This is a genomic window from Halorubrum sp. CGM5_25_10-8B (genome assembly GCF_005435095.1).
Taxonomy (GTDB): Archaea; Halobacteriota; Halobacteria; order Halobacteriales; family Haloferacaceae; genus Halorubrum; species Halorubrum ezzemoulense.
In genome coordinates this window covers 126307-144452 of the sequence record NZ_SGTY01000006.1, presented here as the reverse complement: position 1 = coordinate 144452, position 18146 = coordinate 126307, and the positions used below count along the sequence as shown (strand labels likewise).

At 72.0% G+C, this 18146-nt stretch carries 19 protein-coding genes and 1 pseudogene; 12 read left to right on the top strand and 8 right to left on the bottom strand.

From position 1 onward, the window contains the following. Positions 1-27: 27 nt before the first annotated feature. Positions 28-573: a DnaJ domain-containing protein gene (locus EXE51_RS07470; protein ID WP_137692349.1), complete on the top strand. Its 546-nt coding sequence runs from the start codon at positions 28-30 to the stop codon at positions 571-573. A gap of 16 nt (positions 574-589) precedes the next feature. Here the strand turns inward: EXE51_RS07470 and EXE51_RS07465 are convergent, their stop codons facing one another. Beyond that, entirely contained in the window at positions 590-1270 is a 681-nt protein-coding gene (locus EXE51_RS07465) for a molybdenum cofactor guanylyltransferase (RefSeq protein WP_094582915.1), read from the bottom strand. A 165-nt stretch (positions 1271-1435) separates the two neighbouring features. Between EXE51_RS07465 and pdxS the strand changes: the two genes are divergently transcribed. From pdxS to EXE51_RS07450, 3 genes are all read left to right on the top strand, one after another. Then, complete coding sequence (gene pdxS / locus EXE51_RS07460; protein WP_049930642.1) at positions 1436-2344, top strand: pyridoxal 5'-phosphate synthase lyase subunit PdxS; 909 nt, start codon at positions 1436-1438, stop codon at positions 2342-2344. Between the two features lie 271 nt (positions 2345-2615). Next, positions 2616-3941 carry a 5'-deoxyadenosine deaminase gene (locus tag EXE51_RS07455; protein ID WP_137692348.1) on the top strand — a complete coding sequence of 442 codons (1326 nt, stop codon included), beginning with the start codon at positions 2616-2618 and terminating at the stop codon, positions 3939-3941. Between the two features lie 128 nt (positions 3942-4069). Beyond that, complete coding sequence (locus EXE51_RS07450; protein ID WP_094593391.1) at positions 4070-5128, top strand: DUF4382 domain-containing protein; 1059 nt, start codon at positions 4070-4072, stop codon at positions 5126-5128. On the opposite strand, the gene EXE51_RS07445 is transcribed toward EXE51_RS07450, so the two are convergent. From EXE51_RS07445 to hemC, 4 genes are all read right to left on the bottom strand, one after another. Further along, a complete protein-coding gene (locus EXE51_RS07445) occupies positions 5129-5530 on the bottom strand; it encodes a hypothetical protein (protein WP_049930647.1) in 402 nt (133 codons plus the stop codon). Between the two features lie 227 nt (positions 5531-5757). Next, positions 5758-6534, bottom strand: coding sequence for a uroporphyrinogen-III synthase (locus tag EXE51_RS07440; protein ID WP_089308189.1), 777 nt, complete (start codon positions 6532-6534; stop codon positions 5758-5760). After that, complete coding sequence (gene cobA, locus EXE51_RS07435; RefSeq protein ID WP_137692347.1) at positions 6531-7418, bottom strand: uroporphyrinogen-III C-methyltransferase; 888 nt, start codon at positions 7416-7418, stop codon at positions 6531-6533. The genes EXE51_RS07440 and cobA overlap by 4 nt, the downstream gene beginning before the upstream one ends. Then, complete coding sequence (hemC, locus tag EXE51_RS07430) at positions 7411-8565, bottom strand: hydroxymethylbilane synthase (RefSeq protein ID WP_137692346.1); 1155 nt, start codon at positions 8563-8565, stop codon at positions 7411-7413. The genes cobA and hemC overlap by 8 nt, the downstream gene beginning before the upstream one ends. Before the next feature lie 163 nt (positions 8566-8728). Between hemC and EXE51_RS07425 the strand changes: the two genes are divergently transcribed. From EXE51_RS07425 to EXE51_RS07390, 8 genes are all read left to right on the top strand, one after another. Further along, positions 8729-9760 (top strand): beta-ribofuranosylaminobenzene 5'-phosphate synthase family protein, encoded by a 1032-nt coding sequence (locus EXE51_RS07425; protein ID WP_137692345.1) that lies wholly within the window; start codon positions 8729-8731, stop codon positions 9758-9760. Positions 9761-9814: 54 nt separating this feature from the next. Beyond that, positions 9815-10651: an HTR-like protein gene (locus EXE51_RS07420; RefSeq protein ID WP_086215630.1), complete on the top strand. Its 837-nt coding sequence runs from the start codon at positions 9815-9817 to the stop codon at positions 10649-10651. Between the two features lie 133 nt (positions 10652-10784). Then, positions 10785-11798, top strand: coding sequence for a hypothetical protein (locus EXE51_RS07415; protein WP_137692344.1), 1014 nt, complete (start codon positions 10785-10787; stop codon positions 11796-11798). Next, positions 11795-12523: a hypothetical protein gene (locus EXE51_RS07410; RefSeq protein WP_137692343.1), complete on the top strand. Its 729-nt coding sequence runs from the start codon at positions 11795-11797 to the stop codon at positions 12521-12523. Before EXE51_RS07415 ends, EXE51_RS07410 begins: the two co-directional genes overlap by 4 nt. Before the next feature lie 87 nt (positions 12524-12610). After that, positions 12611-13708: a putative sulfate/molybdate transporter gene (locus EXE51_RS07405; protein ID WP_137692342.1), complete on the top strand. Its 1098-nt coding sequence runs from the start codon at positions 12611-12613 to the stop codon at positions 13706-13708. Positions 13709-14173: 465 nt separating this feature from the next. Next, entirely contained in the window at positions 14174-14503 is a 330-nt protein-coding gene (locus EXE51_RS07400) for a transcription factor S (protein ID WP_049930661.1), read from the top strand. A 5-nt stretch (positions 14504-14508) separates the two neighbouring features. Beyond that, positions 14509-15060, top strand: a complete 552-nt coding sequence (locus tag EXE51_RS07395; protein WP_086215639.1) for a hypothetical protein — start codon at positions 14509-14511, stop codon at positions 15058-15060. A 187-nt stretch (positions 15061-15247) separates the two neighbouring features. Continuing rightward, a complete protein-coding gene (locus EXE51_RS07390) occupies positions 15248-16492 on the top strand; it encodes a glycosyltransferase family 2 protein (protein ID WP_049930663.1) in 1245 nt (414 codons plus the stop codon). A gap of 15 nt (positions 16493-16507) precedes the next feature. On the opposite strand, the gene EXE51_RS07385 is transcribed toward EXE51_RS07390, so the two are convergent. From EXE51_RS07385 to EXE51_RS07375, 3 genes and pseudogenes are all read right to left on the bottom strand, one after another. Next, positions 16508-17146 (bottom strand): CocE/NonD family hydrolase, encoded by a 639-nt coding sequence (locus tag EXE51_RS07385; RefSeq protein WP_049930665.1) that lies wholly within the window; start codon positions 17144-17146, stop codon positions 16508-16510. 28 nt (positions 17147-17174) lie between these two features. Beyond that, complete coding sequence (locus EXE51_RS07380) at positions 17175-17573, bottom strand: DUF5778 family protein (protein ID WP_049930667.1); 399 nt, start codon at positions 17571-17573, stop codon at positions 17175-17177. Positions 17574-17646: 73 nt separating this feature from the next. Further along, a pseudogene (locus EXE51_RS07375) lies at positions 17647-18084 on the bottom strand (A/G-specific adenine glycosylase); the annotation flags it as partial. Positions 18085-18146 lie beyond the last annotated feature (62 nt).

Genomic DNA, 18146 nt, shown 5'->3' with positions numbered 1-18146 from the left:
TACGGTCCTCCGTCCCCCAGTACGTCCGTGACGAACCGAACGATCGTCGTGGTGCTCGCCGGGGCGTTCGTCGGCATGACGGCGCTGCTCGTGATCGCGGGGATCGTCCTCCACCCGATCGCGTTAGCGCTCGCGCTGCCGTTCGGCGCCGTCTCGTACTTCCTCTGGTACCACGCCAGCGGACGCCTCGACGACCAGGCCCGGCGGTCCGCCGAGCGGGCGGGACCGACTGAGCGCGAGCGCGCGAGACAGCGCGCCCGCGCCGAGGCCAACCGAGAGCGAGCGTACCACGCCGCCGGGACCGACGGCGGTCGGAGCGCGCGCGGCCGACGGGCCGGCGCTCGCGGTCCCGGCGGAGCCGGGGGTGGGGACCCCAGTGACCGCGCGCCCGCGGCCGACCGGATGAGCGAACGGGAGGCGTACGAGACCCTCGGCCTCGACCGCACGGCCGACGGCGAGACGGTTCGCCGGCGGTACCGAGAGCGCGCGAAGCGGCTCCACCCGGACGGCGAGGACGGCGACGAGGAGGACTTCAAGCAGCTCAACGAGGCATACGAAGTGCTGAAGGAGTGACCGCCGGCCGAGCGCCTCACGCCGCGTCGAGCGCGGCGGCGACCGCCCGCTCCGCGTCGTCGCGGTCGGACCGCGTGTTGACGTTGGTGAACGTGCGGTCGGTCGTCAGCGAGCGGATCGCCGCGTCGTCGACGACGACCTCGTCCAGCCGGTCCACCAGCGCCAGCACCTTCCGGTCGCCGCGACCGAGCGCGCGGTCGCAGGCGACCGCGGCCGGCTCCGTCGCGTAGACCGCCTGCGTCGTCTGGTACCACCGCCCGTCGAGCCGTGGGACCGCGGCCTCCGCGCCCGCGGCCGCCTCGCGGAGGTGGGCGAGGAAGCCCGGGTCGACGAACGGCATGTCACAGGCGACGACGACGGCGTAGGGGTCGGTCGCCGCCCGGCAGGCGTCCCGGATCCCCGCCAGCGGGCCGCGGTCCGGCGCCTCGTCGAGCGCCCAGCGGACGGACAGCGGGACCGCGGCCAGCGCGTCGGCGATCGCCTCGCGCTGGCCCGGGCGGCAGTTGACGACGAGTTCGTCGACGACTGGGTCGCCGCCGCTCGCGCGGTCGGCGCCGGGCGGGACCGGGTCGTCGGTCCCCGCGAGCCGGTCCGCGACCCGACGGATCATGGGGGTCCCGGCGATCGGCGCCACCGCCTTGTCCGCGTCGCCGAAGCGCGTTGAGCGGCCGCCGGCGAGGATGGCTCCGGTCGTCACGCTCGCGGCGTAGACGGCGGGGAGACTTCGCGGTTGCGGTGGCGACGCGCGAGCGCGGAGCGCGGCCGCGACGGACCGCGCTTCCGATCGCGACTGAACGGCGCGCTCGCCCGTCCATCCGCCCGAAAGCGACCCGTTAAGTGGCCGGCGACCCAAGCTATATTCATGCCAGAGGCCACGGATCTGGAGGAGCTGAAGCGGGGGACCGAGCTGGTCAAGCGCGGCTTCGCGCAGATGCAGAAGGGCGGCGTGATCATGGACGTCGTCAACCGCGAGCAGGCCCGCATCGCGGAGGACGCCGGCGCGGTCGCCGTGATGGTCCTCGAACACGTCCCGGCCGACATCCGGAAGCGCGGCGGCGTCGCCCGGATGCCCGACCCCGAGCGCGTCCCCGAGATCATCGACGAGGTGTCGATCCCGGTGATGGGGAAATCGCGGATCGGCCACCGCAAGGAGGCGGAGATCCTGGAGGCGCTCGGGATCGACATGATCGACGAGTCCGAGGTGCTCACGCCCGCCGACGACGAGTACCACACCGACAAGCGCGACTTCACGTCCCCGTTCGTCTGCGGGGCCCGGAACCTGCCGGAGGCGCTCCGCCGCATCAACGAGGGCGCGGCGATGATCCGGACGAAGGGCGAGGCCGGCACGGGCGACGTGAACCAGGCCGTCAAACACCAGCGCACGATCAAAAACCAGATCCGGACGCTCACCGGCCTCAACCACGAGGAGCGCGAGAAGTGGGCCCGCGAACACGGCGCACCGCGCGATCTGGTCCACGAGACCGCCGAGGCCGAGCGGCTCCCGGTCGTCAACTTCGCCGCCGGCGGCATCGCGACGCCGGCCGACGCCGCGCTGATGATGTACCACGGATGCGACGGCATCTTCGTCGGCTCCGGCGTCTTCGGCGCGGAGGACCCCGAGGCGATGGGCACCTCCATCGTCGAGGCCGTCAACAACTGGGACGACCCCGAGGAGCTCGCCCGGATCGCGAGCGGCAGCGGCAAGGGGATGAAGGGTCAGTCCAACGAGGACATGGCCGAAGAAGAGCAGCTCCAGGGCCGCGGCGTTTAAATACGCGGTCTCGGGCCGCGCGACGATCTGTGATAACTGAGCCCGTGTGGCGGGCGTAGCGACGAGCGACCGTCAGACCGCGAACCCCGCCTGCGACCGTTCCGACGTTGATAGCGACACGCGGCGACCGCTCGACTGCGCCGAACGTCTCGTCGCTCCCGCCGCCGGACTCGCCGCCCCGGCGATCGCACGCTCGTCGGTCTCGAACTGATCGGGCCGGGGGTCGCGAACGGACAGCCTCTTCCCGGTCGACCGTCAGGAACGGACGGACATGCTGATCGCCGGAACCGTCGTGGCCGACTCCGAGACCGTCATCCCCGAGGGCGCCGTCGTCGTCGAGGGGAACACGATCGCCGCGGTCGGCGACGAGAGCATCCTGCGGGACCGATATCCCGACCACGAGCGGCGCGCGTTCGACGTCGTCGCGCCCGGCCTCGTCGGCGGCCACGTCCACTCCGTCCAGTCGCTGGGGCGGGGGATCGCGGACGACGCCGCCCTCCTCGACTGGCTGTTCGACGCGGTGTTGCCGATGGAGGCCGCGATGGACGCCGAGGCCACCCGCGCGGCCGCCGAACTCGGCTACTTGGAGTGTCTCGAGTCGGGCACGACGACCGTCGTCGACCACCTCTCGGTGAACCACGCGAACGAGGCGTTCGAGGCCGCGATCGAGACCGGGATCCGCGCGCGGCTCGGGAAGGTCCTGATGGACCGCGACTCGCCGGACGGCCTCTTGGAGGAGACCGACGCCGCGCTCGCGGAGAGCGAGGCGCTCATCCGGGAGTACCACGGGGCCGCAGGCGGGCGCGTCCGGTACGCGGTCACCCCGCGGTTCGCCGTCACCTGTACGGAGGCCTGCCTGCGCGGCTGCCGCGAGTTGGCCGACCGGTACGACGGCGTGACGATCCACACCCACGCCAGCGAGAACGAGGACGAGATCGAGACGGTCGAGGCCGACACCGGAAAGCGGAACATCCTCTGGCTCGACGAGGTCGGGCTGACTGGGCCGGACGTGACGCTCGCCCACTGCGTCCACACCGACGAGCGCGAGCGCGAGGTGCTCGCCGAGACCGACACGGTCGTCACCCACTGCCCCTCCTCGAACATGAAGCTCGCCTCGGGGATCGCCCCGGTTCAGGACTACCTCGACCGCGGGATGACGGTCGCGCTCGGCAACGACGGCCCGCCGTGTAACAACACGCTCGACCCCTTCACCGAGATGCGACAGGCGAGCCTCCTCGGCAAGGTCAACGCCCGCGACCCCACGAGGCTCCCCGCGTCGACCGTGCTGGAGATGGCGACCGAACACGGCGCCCGCGCCGCCGGCTTCGACCGCCTCGGCGCGCTGCGCGAGGGACACCGCGCCGACGTGATCGGGATCACGACCGATCTGACGCGCGCGACGCCGCTCCACGACCCCCTCTCGCACCTCGTGTACGCGGCCCACGGCGACGACGTGACCTTCACCATGGTCGACGGCGCGGTCCGCTACGCGGACGGCGAGCACGTCGGGACCGACGCGGCGGCGGTCCGCGAGCGAGCGACGCGCCACGCGGAGCGCGTGGTCGAGCAGGCCGGCATCGACACGGCCAAACCGTAGGTCCGCCGGCGAGAGCGGGCCGCTCACCGTAAACCACCTCGATACCCGATAAAATCGGCTTTATCGGCGCAAATCCGACCGGAGTATCTCTCGTTTATACCCGTCCGCGGCCCGTCCGTCGAATCACCATGACGGACCGATCGCGGACGGCAGACGACGACGGATCGCAGCCGACAGACGACGACCGACCGGCCGACGCGGCCACCGGCGGCCTCGGCCGACGCGAGTTCGTCGCCGTCGGCGCCGGCGCGAGCGCGACGCTCCTCGCCGGTTGTACCGGCGGCGAATCGCCCCCGTCGTCTGGCGGCTCGGACGGCTCCGACGGCTCGGACGGCTCGGAACCGCTAACCGGCACTTTCCGGCTCCTCATCAGCGACGCCCCGGCCGACATCGACGACTTCGACCGGCTGGACGTGACCCTCGACCGAGCCCGCGTGTTCGAGGCTGGTGACGGCGAGGACGAGGACGACGAAGCCGGAGATGAAAACGAGGACGACGCCGGCGAGAACGTCACCGACACCGACGGTGACGACGGGTCCCCCAACGGAACGGCGGATGACGAGGACGAGGGGGACGACGTGGCAGGAGACGAGAGCGGAGACGACGAGGAAGACACCGAAGGAGACGACGACGAGGAAGACGACGCGGACGAGGGCGAGGACCGCGGCTTCAGGGTCGTCGACCTCGACGGCGCGACGGTCGACCTCACGCAGGTGATCGACGAGGACGCGATCGCCGTCTTCGACGGCGAGCTCCCGGCCGGGGACTACGAGAAGATCGAACTGGCGGTCTCCGCTATCGAGGGGATCGTCGACGGTGGCGAGGTCGACGTGAAGCTCCCGAGCGAGAAGCTCCAGATCACGAACGAGTTCGAGGTCACCGCCGACGAGCCGGTCAGCTTCGTCTTCGATATCAACGTCGTCAAGCGCGGCAAGAACAACGGCTACATCCTCAAACCCGTGATCTCGGGCAGCGGGGTCGCGGGCCGCGACGTCGAGGTCAACGAGATCGACGAAGACGAGGACGGCGACGACGACGTCGAAGAGTCAGAGGCGGACGAAGACGGTGAGGAGGGCGGCGGCGAGGAGAGCGACGACGGGGAGACGACCGACGACTCCGGTGACGGCGACGCCACCGGTGGTAACGAGACGGACGACCCGGAGAACGGGACCGAGACCGGAAGCTAACTACGAGGAGGTCCCGACCGACGATGCGGTCGCGGACGGGCTCCTCGCCCACTGCATCGCGGCGTCGTCGTCGTTGAACGCCTCGGTGTCGACGCCCTCGACGTCGATGGTCCGCTTGAGGTACCGCCGCTTCGAGCGCTGCCCGACGACGGCGAAGCGGTCGACGCCGCGGGCGACCGCTATCTGCGCCGACTCGCGGAGCGCGCGCCGGCCGGCGTCCGAACACGGCCTGCTCGTCCGCACGACGATCACGATCGCGTCGACATCGTCGGGGTCGGTCGCGCTCCGCCAGCGGTCGAGCAGCGCCTCGCCGTCTGCGGGGCTCAGCCCAGTCCCGTGTGGGAACTCGACGACGAGGATATCCTCCTCGACCCGCAGCAGCCAGCGCTCGCTCGGTTCCATGGCACCTGATATCACGTTCCCGATAATAAATCCGCGCTCCCGAATATCACGAGTGGTATTTTCGCGGCCGAATCGGGACGCGACCGCGTCGTTACCCGCGAGCGAGCCGAAGCGACGAGAGACCCCGACGCCGCCTCGCGTTTTCGCTCCGGATATTCGGCGGCCGCGACGGCCGCCTCGACGCGGCCGCGCCGCTGTCGTTCCGCTTCAGTCACGCGACCGCGGGGTCAGCGCGGACCGTCGCCGGACGCGGCGGTCGACGCTTTGCCGGCCGCGTCGACGACCGCGGCCGCGAGCGACTCGAACGACGCCGCGTCGGGAACGACGTCGACGTCGACGCCGCGGTCGGCCGCGGTCTCGGCCGTCGGCGGGCCGATGGCGCCGACGACCGCGTCCCCCAGTCCGGCGCGCGCCGCCTCCTCGACCCCGCGGTCGGCGGCCGCCGCGAGGAAGTGGTCGACCGTGAGCGAGGAGGTGAACGCCGCCGCGTCGAGGTCGCCCGCGGCGGCCAGCTCCGCGGAGTCCCCCGCGGCGGCCGGCCGCGCGAGCCGATACAGGACGGTCTCGGTCACCTCGGCGCCGGCCTCGCGGAGCCCGTCGAGGAGGACGTCGCTGCCGTGATCGGAGCGGGCGACCGTCACGCGCTCGCCCGCGACCCGCGGTTCGAGCGCCGCGACGAGGCCCGCGGAGGTGTACTCTTCCGGGACGACGGCGACCGTCCACCCCGCGTCGCGGGCGGCCGCGGCGGTCGTCGGGCCGATGGCAGCGAGGTCGGCGTCCCCCGGCTCCCAGCCCGCCTCGGCGGCCAGTTCGACGCCGGTCTTGCTCGTGAACACGACGAGCGGCGCGGCGGCGGGGACGGCGCCCGTCGGCTCGACTTCGAGCATCGGGTCGGCGACCGGCTCCGCGCCGAGCGACCGGAGCAGCTCGACGGCCGCCTCGATCCGCTCGTCGTCCGGCCGGAAGACGGCCACGCGCGGGCGGCCACCCTCGTCTTCGCTCACGTCTCGTCACCTCCGACCGACCCGTCGTCGTCTCCCTCCGTCGCCGACCGGACCGGTGCGGAGCCGGCGTTCTCGAGGAAGGTCACGACGCGGTCGCGGGTCGCGGCAACGTCGCCGATCACGGTGATCGCTGGCGGCTCGATCCCCGCCTCGTCGCGGGCGTCGACGATCGTGTCGAGCGTGCCGGTCGCGACGCGCATGTCGGGCCACGTCGCGCGCTCGACGAGCGCGACGGGCGTGTCGCCGCCGAGGCCGGCGTCGCGGAGCTCGGCCGTGTACGCCGGCAGCTTCCCGACGCCCATCAGCACGACGATGGTGCCGCCGGTCGCCGCCAGCGCCTCCCAGTCGACGGCGGACTCGTCTTTCGTCGGGTCCTCGTGGCCCGTGACGAAGGAGACGGAGGAGGCGTGGTCGCGGTGGGTCACGGGGATCCCGGCCACGGAGGGCCCCGCGATGGCCGAGGTGACGCCGGGGACGACCTCGAAGGGGATCCCGACCTCGGCGAGGTGTTCGGCCTCCTCGCCGCCGCGGCCGAAGACGAACGGGTCGCCGCCCTTCAGCCGGACGACGCGGTTCCCCTCGCGGGCCAGCTCGACCATACGCCGGTTGGTGTACTCCTGCGGCGTCCACTCGCCGCCGGCGCGTTTCCCCACGTCCTCGCGCTTCGCCTCGGGGATCTCGCCGAGGATCTCCGGGCCCGGGAGCTTGTCGTGAAGGACCACGTCGGCCGACTCGATCAGTCGCTTCGCTTTCACCGTGAGCAGGTCCGGGTCGCCCGGGCCGGACCCGACGAGGAAGACGGTGCCGACGCCGTCGTCGCGCCGACGCGTCGGGGGTTCGTCCGCGTTCGCTCCGGAGCCCGCGCCGGCGCCGTCGTTACTCATCGGCGTCGGCCTCCTCGCGGGCCTCGGCTATCAGCTCGTCCGCCCCGCGGTCCGCGAGGTCGGCGGCAAACTCGGCGGCGGCCGTCGCGTGTGACCGGATCGGGAGGTCGCGGGTGTCGGCCACCTCCTCGGTGCCGTCGGTCGACAGCACCCGCGCTCTGACGTGGACGTGCTCGCCCTGAACCATCGCGGAGACGCCGATCGGCGCGACGCAGCCCCCGTTGAGCTCGCCGAGGATCGTCCGCTCGACGGTGACCGCGACGCGGGTCCGCGGGTGGTCGACCGCCTTACGGACCGCCTCGATCACGTCGGGGTCGCTCGCGGTGACGGCGATGGCCCCCTGCCCCGCCGCAGGGACGTACTCCTCGCGCGGGAGCCGTGTCGTCTCCACCTCGTAGAAGAGGTTCGAGCGGCGTAGGCCGGCCTCCGCGAGGACGACGGCGTCGTACTCGGTCTCGACCTTCCGCTCCATCGCGTCGCGTTCGAGGTCGGACAGCGAGTTGAACCACTCCTCGACGGTCTCGTCGAACTCCTCGTCGACCTCGTCGCCGTCGGTATCCTCGTCGTCCGTGTCGTCAGCGTTCTCGTCGCCGCCCTCGTCGGCCTCCGCCGTCAGGGCATTCTCCTCGCCCGACGCGATCAGGCGCCGCTCGTGTTCGGCCTGGAGGCCGGGCGCGAGCAGCTTCTCCAGCCGCGTGTCGACGTTGCCCCGGATCGGCTCGACGGTGAGGTCGGGGCGGGCCGCCCGGATCTGCGCCCCGCGGCGGAGCGAGCCGGTGCCGACGACGGCGCCCGCGGGGAGGTCCTCGATCCCGAGTCCCTCCGGCTGGACGACCACGTCGCCGGAGGGCGCCCGCTCGGGGACGCCGGCGACGACGAGCTCCGCCATCTCCTCGGTGGGGAGGTCTTTCAGCGAGTGGACCGCGAGGTCGGCGTCGCCGGCGAGCACCTCCTCGTCGAGGGCGCGCACGAACGCGCCTGTCTTCCCGAGGCGGTGGATCAGTTCGTCGGGGATCTGGTCGCCGCGCGTCTCCACCTGCCGGAGTTCGACGTCGCGGCGCCGGCTCGACAGCGCTTCGCGGACGGTCTCGGCCTGCCGGAGGGCCAGGTCCGACCCGCGGGTCGCGAGCCTGAGCGTTTCGGTCATACCCGGACCGAGGTCCCCCGCGTTCAAAAGCGCACCAGTTCGGCCGCCTCGGCGACCGAGACGGCTCGGTCCCCGTTCGCGCGGCGCGGCTCAGGCGGACACCGAGGCAACTCCCGCCACCGTCACGGGCCCTTTATCTGTCGCGCCCCAAGTCGGAGGCGAGATGGCACGCGCGAGCGCCGGGGCGCGGCTCCACTTCGGCTTCTGTAACCTCAGCCTCTCGCACGAGCGCCTGTACGGCGCGCTCGGCGTCGGGCTCGACAGCCCCCGCGTCGTCGTCGACGCGGAACCGGCCCCGGCGGTGCGCGTGGCGGTCGAGCAAGCGGCGGGGACGCCGTCGGAGTCGGGCGATTCGTCGCCGAGCGTGCGCGACGACGTCCGCGGCTACGCGACCGCGGCGGTCGATCTGCTCGGGGTCGACGGCGCCCGCGTTACGGTCCGCGAGTCGCTCCCCCGCCACGCCGGACTCGGCAGCGGGACGCAACTGGCGGCGGCGACGCTCGCGGCGGTCGCGGCCGCGTACGACCTGCCCGCCAGAGTGCGCGAGCGCGCCCCGGCGCTCGGCCGCGGCGGGCGCTCCGGCGTCGGCGTCGCGACGTTCGAGGACGGGGGGTTCGTCCTCGACGCCGGCCACCCCACCGCGCGCTTCACCACCGACCGCCCCGCGAACGGCGAGTGGACCGTGCCGCCGGTATCGGCGCGCCACGCCGTCCCGGACGACTGGCGCTTCCTGCTCGTCGCGCCCGAGGCGGCCGCCGGTCGGAACGGCGCGGCGGAGGACGACGCGATGCGGACCGCGGTCGAGCGCGCGGAGCCGGGGCTCGCCGACCGCATCGCCGGCATCGTCACCCGACGCGCCCTCCCCGCGGTCGCGTCGGGGAACGCGGAGGCGTTCGGCGCCGCTGTCGCCGAGATCGGCCGGCTCAACGGGGCGTGGTACGCCGACGAGCAGGGCGGGGTGTACCGGCCGCCCGTGGGGGAGGTCGTCGACTCCCTGTCGGGGGCCGCGTCGGTGTTCGGCGCCGGACAGTCCTCGTGGGGGCCGACCGTCTACGGCGTCACCGACGCGGCCCGCGCGGACGCGGCGCGCGACGCCGGCCGGCGCGCCCTCGACGCGGCCGGCGTCGGCGGCGAGGTGTCGGTCGTCCGGGCGACCGACGAGGGGGCGCGAGTCGACGAGAGCGCGGGCGAGTGAGTGGGACGGGCTGGGAGGGGTAACACTAAGCCCCGCGGCGACGGGGCGTAAGCCATGTCCAGTGTTCCGTTCGGGATCGCGCGCCTCGACTCGATTCTCGGGGGCGGCGCACCCGCCGGGAGCGTCGTGCTGCTCGCGGGCGAGGCGGGCGCCGGCGCCCGGGAGTTCGCGTACACGAGCGCCGCGATGAACGCCTTGGCGCGCACCGACGAGGAGCTGTTCGACCTGTACTACGGCGACATCGACGCCGACGCCGCGCTCCCCGACTCGGTCCACTACATCTCCTTCACCGCCGACACCGACGCGATCACCCGGGAGATGGCGTACACGATGGCCGACGAGATCGTCGACACGGCCGTCGACGAGATCGCCTTCCGCGACCTCTCGCCGGAGTACTTCCAGCTGTCGCCGGTGCCGCGCGACTGGTACGAGACGGAGACGGCGTCGATCACGGAGCTCGGCGACCGCGGCGAGTACGAGGACGTCCTCACCGCGTTCGGCGACTACCTCTCGGAACACGGCCGGGGGAGCCTCGTCTGTATCGACTCCGTCACCGACCTCGTCTCGATGGTCTCCGACGACACCGACTGGAGCGACGTGGCGATGGTGATGAAGGGGCTGAAGAAGGCCGCCTACGAGTGGGACGCCCTGGTCCTCGTGTTGGTGAACACCGACGCGCTCCGCGACCGCGAGTTCGGCACCCTGATGGACGCCGCGGGCGGGACACTCCAGTTCTCGTGGGAGAGCGGCGGCTCGCAGCGCGCCCGAACCATGTTCGTCCGCGAGTTCCGCGGCGTCCTCTCGCGGCTGGAGGCCGAGAACATCGTCCGCTTCGAGACGGAGATCCACGAGGGCGGGTTCGACATCAGCGACGTTCGCAAGATCCGGTAGCGGGCGCAGTTCGACCCGACCCTCCGCCCGTCTCCCGATCGAGTGGCGCCCGCCGAGTATCGATCTGGAGAACGCCGCGACAGGTTACTTAAGCCTCGCCGCTCAATGTCACGTAGATGACGGAGGACCCGCGATGAGCGACCTCGACCCGGCGACGGCCGCCCTCGCCGCCGCCGCCGAGGACGCCGGCGTGAGCCGCGAGGAGCTCCTCAAGCGCGCGCTCGTCGCGCTCGCGGAGTCCGAGGGGATCGACGTCCCCGACTCCGACGAGGTGGCGGCGATCGAAGCGCGCCTCGACGACCTCGACGAGGAGCTCGACGAGAAGGTTGCGGACCTCCGGGAGCGGTTCGTCGACCTCTACCGCGAGGTGGAGGCGCTCGACTCGGGCGAAGCCGCCGAGGACGCGCAATCGTCGGCCCCCGGGCTCGCCGACGCGGACGAGGCCGAATCGCGGGTCGACGACCTCGCCGACGAACTGGAGGAGGTCGCCGCCCGGCTCGACCGCCTCGACGCGGCCGCCGCCGACGCGCCGTCCTCGGATCGGGTCGACGACCTCGACGACCGGCTGGACGCCGTCGACGACCGACTGGACGCCGTCGACGCCCGGCTCGATGACCTGAATGCCGTCGGCGACCGCCTCGACGCCTTCGACGAGCGGCTCGGTGGGGCGGAAGACCGCTTCGATGCGGTCGAAGAGCGGGTCGACAGCGTCGACGACCGCCTCGACGGCGTCGAGTCGGACCTCGCGGGGATCTCCGCGGACGACCTGACCGAGATCGACGAGAAGCTCTCGCGGGTCGCGAACGCGGTCGTGAAGCTCAAGCGCCGGCTCGACGCGGCCGAGCGCGACCGCGCCGACCGAGAGCGCGTGGACGCCCTGACGCGGACGGCGAACCGCCACGGCGTGCGGACCGCGGACTGCGGCCACTGCGGCGGCGGCGTGGAACTGGGACTGTTGTCGGCGCCCGAGTGCCCCCACTGCGGCCGCCGGTTCGAGGACTTGGAGCCGAACGCCGGCTTCCTCGGGACCTCGAAGCTCCTCGTCACGGACAAGCCCGCCATCGACGGCGACGTCGCGGACGGCGACGGGACGGACCGAACGGGAACCGCCGCGAGCGACGGCGGACCCGACGGAGAGTACCGATGAGCGACGACGACCGATCGGACGGCGACCGGTCTGACGGCGCCGACGACCGATCGGACGGCGACGGCGCACCGGAAGGCGACCCCTTCGGCGGCGGACTCTTCGACGACGAGCCGACCGACGAGGTCGACGAAGCGTTCGACGCGCCCGACAGAGACGAGGCCGACGAGGCCTTCGGCGCGCCTGACGGAGACGAGACCGACGATCCCTTCGCGGCGCTCGGCGGCGGGACCGAGGGAAGTGCGGGCCCCGTGACCGGGTCGGACGGCGACGCGACCGGCGGCGCGCCACGCGAGGACCCGGAGCCGCGCGCGCCGGGGGACGACCCGTTCGCCGATCTGGACACCGACGGCACGGCGGCCGACGAGGACCCGTTCGAGTCGATGGGGACCGGCGAAGTCGGCGAGGAGGACGTCTGGGAGGCGCTCGACGAGGAGGCGTCGGTCGGGACCGACGCGACGGCGTTCGACGACCTCGGCGCCGACGGGGAGGTGGGCGGCGCGGCGACGCGCTCGCCGGGCCCGACATCGGACGCCGGGAGGGCCGGCGACGAGCACGTCGTCGACAAGCGGAGCTACTGCCAGCGGTGCCCGCACTTCACGGCGCCGCCCGAGACGGCGTGTGCGCACGAGGGGACCGAGATAGTCGAGTCGGTCGACTTCTCTCAGTTCCGGGTCCGCAACTGCCCGATGATCGACGCGGACGACCCCGCCTTCGACGGCGAGTAACCGGAACCAGTTCCTTCGGGTCGCCTGCGTACTCCCGACCGATTTCTGAACACGTTCAAGCGCGTTCGCCCGGAAGTGGCGCGTCACGTGATAGGATCCCTCTCGAAGTCGGACCGCCCCATCGATTTCGGGTCCGGGGAGGTCACCGGCGCGATAGGGGATTCGATTACGGTGATCCCGCTCGTCGTGGCGCTGGCGCTGTTGACGGACGTCTCGCTGCCGCACGCGCTCGCCGCGTTCGGCGCGTTCCAGATCGTCTGGGGCGTCCGGTACGGGCTACCGATCTCGGTCGAGCCGATGAAGGCGCTGGCCGCGCTCGCGATCGCGGGCGCGCTCACCTACGCCGAACTCGCGCTCGCGGGGGTTATCCTCGGCGCCGTCCTCCTCGCGATCGGCCTCTCGGGGACGCTCGGGTACGTCGAGCGGTGGATCGGCGAGCCGGTCATCCGCGGCGTCCAGTTCGCGGTCGGCCTCGTCCTCTTGGAGACGGGGCTCCGACTCGCGGCCGACGACCCGCTCGTGGCGCTCGTCGGCGTCGCGATCGCCGCCGTGTTCGCGCTCACGGGGCACGGGAAAGCGAGTGCGCTGGCCGTCGCCCTCGTCGGCGTCGCGGCCGCGCTCGTCGTCGCCGGCGTGCCGACGCCCCGACTGCCGGGCGCACCGCCGACGCCGGCGTTCGGCGCGGCGCTCACGCGCGCCACCGTTGACGGCGTGGTCGCGCAGCTGGCGATGACGATCGGCAACGCCGCGCTGGCGACCGCGCTCCTCTTCTCCGACCTGCTCGACGCCGACATCACCCCCGACGAGCTGTCGACGAGCATGGGAGTGACGAACCTGGTCGCGGTGCCGCTCGGCGGGGTTCCGATGTGTCACGGCTGCGACGGGGTCGCCGGCAAGCACGCGTTCGGCGCGCGCACCGGCGGCGCGAACCTCGTCCTCGGGGGTGGCTACCTCGTCGCCGCGCTCTTCGCCACGCCCGCGCTGATCGCGGCGTTCCCGCTGGCGATGCTCGGCGCGCTGCTGGCCGTCGTCGCCGTCTCCCTCGCGCGCAACGTCACCGACTCGGGGAACCGTGCGCTCTCCGTCGGTATCGGCCTCCTCGCGCTGGCGACGAACCTCGGCGTCGCCTTCCTCGTCGGGATCGCGATCCACCTCGCCTGGGAGCGAGTCCGAGTGAGCGACTAGGCCGCTGAGCGGACGCGCCAGTTATATATGAAACTGCTGCGGCGCGCGCCTGCGAGCGGCCGCCACCGGCGGCCGCGAGCCAGCGCGTGCGAGGGAGTCGCTCGCCGAGCGAAGCGACGGCGACCGACGAGGGCGGGGAGGCGTGAGGTGCGGCGCGGTGCTGTGTGGGGTGGGACTCAAAGGGGCACGCGAGGGCGCCGCAGGTGACGCAAGGACCGCAGGGAGTGAGCGAAGCGAACGACTGAGGACCGAAGCGAACGTGCGGCGCCCTCGCGGCTGGAGCTTTGGAGGTACTCACCGACGACACGACGGTGTTTATTTATAATCGAGCAGCTGGGGTTTTGGGGGTATACGCCGTCGATCACTCGACGACACCGAGACCCCGGGACACGTGCCTCACCCCACGCGGCGTATTCGACCGTACCCCCCGAACCTAAACCGCTCGCCCCCATGCGATACTCGTATATGCAGTTCTGTGACGACTGCGGCTCGATGATGGTCTCTCGCGACGGGGAGATGGTGTGTCAGAACGACGGCTGCGGCGCGACGACCGAACGCGACGAGGCGCTCGCCGCCGAGTTCGAGTCGACCACCGAACAGACCGGCGACGAGGTGATCGAGACGGAGGAGGGCGCGAACTTCGAGGGGAAGCCCACCGCGACCGACGTTGTCTGTGACGAGTGCGGCCACGGCGAGGCGTGGTACACGATCAAACAGACCGGCGCCGCCGACGAGCCGCCGACGCGCTTTTTTAAGTGTAAGGAGTGTGGCCGCCGCTGGCGGGGATACAACTGACCGCGATGCCGCCGGGAGGTCGACGGACTCGGCTCGTCCGCGCGCTCGCCGCCCTTTCGCTCGCCGCGCCCGCGGTCTTCCTCGTCGGCCGCGCCGTCGGCTTCTGGCGCGTCAGGCTCGCGGTCGGGAAGCTGCTCGCGCTGCTGCCCGACGACGGCGCCCCCGATCACGTCCGAGTGCTGCCGCCGCCGGCCGACGAGTACGCCGGAACGCTCCAGACGACCCCCGCTGAGACCCGCGAGCAGCTCCCCGAGCAGGGCTTCTCCGAGCTCATCCGGGCCTACTTCCACGCGTACGACCGCGACGGGGAGGCCGTCCACGAGGTCGGTAGCTTCGTCCACCGGCCCGAGGGCCTCACCGGCGACTGGCAGGTCCACGTCCGGCTGTTCCCCGCGCCCGACGGCGCCACCGAGGTGTGGGCGCACTGGGAGCGGAACCCGTACGTGGCCCCGCTGGCGCACCTGCGGATGGAGGGGTACGACCCGGCCCGCGGCCAGCGGATGGCGGCCGAACTGATCGATGACCTGCGGTGCGCGCGCGACGACGGGGCGGCGTGAGCCGGCGCGCACCGGCAGTTCGTGCGTTTCAATAACGCGTCACCAACTAACACACACCATAGCACTGCGTTCTGGCGATTTATTCGAGTTGGACGGAATTGAGCGCGTAAATTCGGCCGAAACGCGGCCGAATCCCGCTGTAGCGTTTGGACGGTTCATAGGGCACGGGGCGGGAGGTGGGGCCACGATGAACACCGAACGCATCGCACTGATCGCGGTGACGCTGGCGCTCGTCGTCGGCGGCCTCGCGACGCTGTTCGCACCGACCGTCGTCGCCGGCCCGGGCGGCGCTCCCGGGCAGGCGGCGGTCACCACCGCCGTCGCCGACGGCGGACTCGGGTCGCTGTTCGGGCTCGCGCTCTGGGGCGTGACGCTCCTCTTCGGCGCGACCGCGCTCGTCTGGTTCGTGTTCGCGGCGGTCGTGGGTGCGGGCCACGAGACGCCGCCGAACGAGTACGGCCTCGACGAGATCCAAGTCCGCATCATGACCGTCGACGCCGCCGAGGTCGTTCAGGAGACCGTCGACTCCCTGCCGGAGGGGCTCGACGACGTTCACGTGATCGCGGAGTCGCCCGTCGACGTGACCGGCGCGACGGTCCACGCCGTCCCGGAGGCGTTCACGTGCGACGCGGTCCGGAAGGGCCGCGCGCAGGAGTGGGCACGGCAGTCGCTCGACTGCGGGAAGGCGTTCGTCCTCTACCTCGACGAGGACAGCGTTGTCGAGTCGCTCGACGGGCTCCCGGACGCTGACATCGTTCAGCTCCGCGAGAAGCCCCGGCTCACGGGGTCGAACCTCAGCTACTTGGCGGACATGTACCGGATGGGCGTCCAGATCGAACAGCGCGCGTTCGCGCGCCTCTCGATTCCCCTGTTCGCGTGGGGCGGCGGCATCGCGGTCCGCAGCGAGGTGGAGGACGAAACCACGTGGGACCGTGAGACGCTCGTCGAGGACACCGCGTTCGTCTGGGCGGCCTTCCGCGAGCTCGACGTGACGTTCGCGCTCTCGGACGCGGTCTGCCGCAACGAGGCGCCGCCCTCGCTGTACGAGATCCTCCAGCAGCGCCGCCGCTGGGCGGCCGGGAACGTCCGGGCGTCGACGATGCTCCCCCTGCGCTACGAGCTGTTGACTAGGGTCCGCAACTACGCGTGGGCGCTCTCGCCGATCGTCACCCTGCTCGTCGTCCCGTTGTCGCTTCTGGGCGTGACCATCGCGCACAGCGGGCTGTTCTTCGCCGCGTCGATGGGGCTGGCGCTCTGTACGCTGGGCTGGTTCCTGCTCGGCGTCCGGTACTACGGCGACGACCACCGCCGCTGGGCGCTCGCGGTGCCGCTGGCGCCGCTCATCACCGTCGTCCACTCGATGGGGACGGTCGCTGGGATCGTCAACCCGCCGGAGACGTTCCGGGTGACGACGAAGGTCGGCAGCGAGTAACCGCTCCGAGCGCGGCTACGACCCGTCGCGAAGCCGCGGCCCGAGGAACGCCGCGACCGCCTCGCCGACCTTTCCGCTCCGCCCGACGAAGAAGTGGTCGGACTCGAACGCGACCGTCTCGACGCCCAGTTCCGTCGCACGTTCGACTACCGGCTCCCAGTCCGCCGTCGAGTCCCGCGTCGCGTACAGGACGCGAACCGGGACGCCCCGGTCGACTATCTCTCCGAGCGCGTCGACCGCGTCGGTGTCGGGGTTCAGGCGGGCGGTCGGCGCGAGCGCGCAGACGCCCGTCAGCTCGGGCCGCGACGCGGCCGCGACGAGCGCGACCGTGCCGCCGAACGAGAAGCCGAACAGCCCGACGCGGTCGTAGCGCTCGCGCGCCCAGCCGACCGCCCGGTCCGCGTCGGTGGTCTCGCCGTACCCCTCGTCCCAGTCGCCGTAGTCGAAGCGGAGGCAGTCGACGCCGCGGTCGGTCACGGCGTCGGAGACGGCCACCAGCCGCTCGTCGCCTCGGTGGCCGCGCTGCTGGGGATGCGGCGGGCAAGCGACGACGACCGCATCCGCGGACGGCGCGTCGGCCGAGGCGTCGCTCGCGGCCGTATCAAGAGTCGCGCGCACGTCGCGACCGCCGGGGATCAGGACGGTGTCGCTCATCGGGATCGGGCGGTCGGGTCGACGCCCGTCAGGGCACCTGCGTCACGCGATCGACGCCGTCGAGCTCGACGAGGTCGCCCGCGAGCGCCTCCTGATCGACGGTCGCCTCGTAGTAGAACACGATGTCGAACGTGCCGTCGCGGAGGAGCTGCTGGCACTCCCAGACGAACGCCTCGTCGTCGAGCGTCAGTCCTTGGAACTGGTTCGACGAGAAGTCCGTGTCGTCGTTGCCGGCCTCGATGTACGTCTCGCCTTTGCCCGCGTGCTCGGCGATGACCTCGTTGGCGGCGACCGTCAGCTCGTGCATCTCTAGGTCCTCCTCACCCTCGAGATTCGTGTGGACGATACAGCCCACCAGCTCGATGTCGCCGGGCTCTAAGAGGGCCTTCGCGCGGGTGTACAGGTCCGAATCGACGGTCTCGCTCATGTCTCTCCCTTCCGGCTCCCGTAATAAACGGGTGACGGTTCGCGGGGCGGGTCGGGGCCGGCCGCGACGCGTCTCAGCGACGGAGCGACACGACGACGGCGCCCCCGTCGGCTTGGACCAGCGCGTCGTCCGCGAGGTCGTCGACGAGCCCGCGGAACCACTCACAGCCGTGTTCGCCGCCCGGCGCGTAGTCCACCCGAATCCGGTTGCCGAGCGCGTCCGGCGCCATCTCGTCGTGCTCGCCGAGCAGGCGCACGATCCGACCGCGGAACTGCCGGCGGTTCCCCTCGAAGCCGGGCTGTTCGGGCGCGGTGAAGTCCCAGGTCCGGGAGGCGTGACAGCACTCGCGACACGAGCAGCCGGCCTCGTCGCAGCGGGGCTTCTTGCCCTAGGCGACGCCGCCGAACTCCATGATCGCGTTGTTCCGCACCCGGGACTCGCCCGCGGGCATGGGCCGGGAGGCGACCCGCTCGAACGCGTCGTCGTCGTCCGAGACGTCGAACGCGCGGTGATTGCGGCAATTTATTACACATAAAATAGCTCAAATATCGGTAGCAACTGAGAGTGGCTGTT

Bases quoted from the DNA above. Each gene is read 5' to 3' on its own strand.
- pdxS (WP_049930642.1), top strand. From the start codon at position 1,436: ATGCCAGAGGCCACGGATCTGGAGGAGCTGAAGCGGGGGACCGAGCTG.
- EXE51_RS07455 (WP_137692348.1), top strand. From the start codon at position 2,616: ATGCTGATCGCCGGAACCGTCGTGGCCGACTCCGAGACCGTCATCCCC.
- EXE51_RS07450 (WP_094593391.1), top strand. From the start codon at position 4,070: ATGACGGACCGATCGCGGACGGCAGACGACGACGGATCGCAGCCGACA.
- EXE51_RS07445 (WP_049930647.1), bottom strand. From the start codon at position 5,530: ATGGAACCGAGCGAGCGCTGGCTGCTGCGGGTCGAGGAGGATATCCTC.
- cobA (WP_137692347.1), bottom strand. From the start codon at position 7,418: ATGAGTAACGACGGCGCCGGCGCGGGCTCCGGAGCGAACGCGGACGAA.
- hemC (WP_137692346.1), bottom strand. From the start codon at position 8,565: ATGACCGAAACGCTCAGGCTCGCGACCCGCGGGTCGGACCTGGCCCTC.
- EXE51_RS07425 (WP_137692345.1), top strand. From the start codon at position 8,729: ATGGCACGCGCGAGCGCCGGGGCGCGGCTCCACTTCGGCTTCTGTAAC.
- EXE51_RS07420 (WP_086215630.1), top strand. From the start codon at position 9,815: ATGTCCAGTGTTCCGTTCGGGATCGCGCGCCTCGACTCGATTCTCGGG.
- EXE51_RS07415 (WP_137692344.1), top strand. From the start codon at position 10,785: ATGAGCGACCTCGACCCGGCGACGGCCGCCCTCGCCGCCGCCGCCGAG.
- EXE51_RS07410 (WP_137692343.1), top strand. From the start codon at position 11,795: ATGAGCGACGACGACCGATCGGACGGCGACCGGTCTGACGGCGCCGAC.
- EXE51_RS07400 (WP_049930661.1), top strand. From the start codon at position 14,174: ATGCAGTTCTGTGACGACTGCGGCTCGATGATGGTCTCTCGCGACGGG.
- EXE51_RS07395 (WP_086215639.1), top strand. From the start codon at position 14,509: ATGCCGCCGGGAGGTCGACGGACTCGGCTCGTCCGCGCGCTCGCCGCC.
- EXE51_RS07390 (WP_049930663.1), top strand. From the start codon at position 15,248: ATGAACACCGAACGCATCGCACTGATCGCGGTGACGCTGGCGCTCGTC.
- EXE51_RS07385 (WP_049930665.1), bottom strand. From the start codon at position 17,146: ATGAGCGACACCGTCCTGATCCCCGGCGGTCGCGACGTGCGCGCGACT.
- EXE51_RS07380 (WP_049930667.1), bottom strand. From the start codon at position 17,573: ATGAGCGAGACCGTCGATTCGGACCTGTACACCCGCGCGAAGGCCCTC.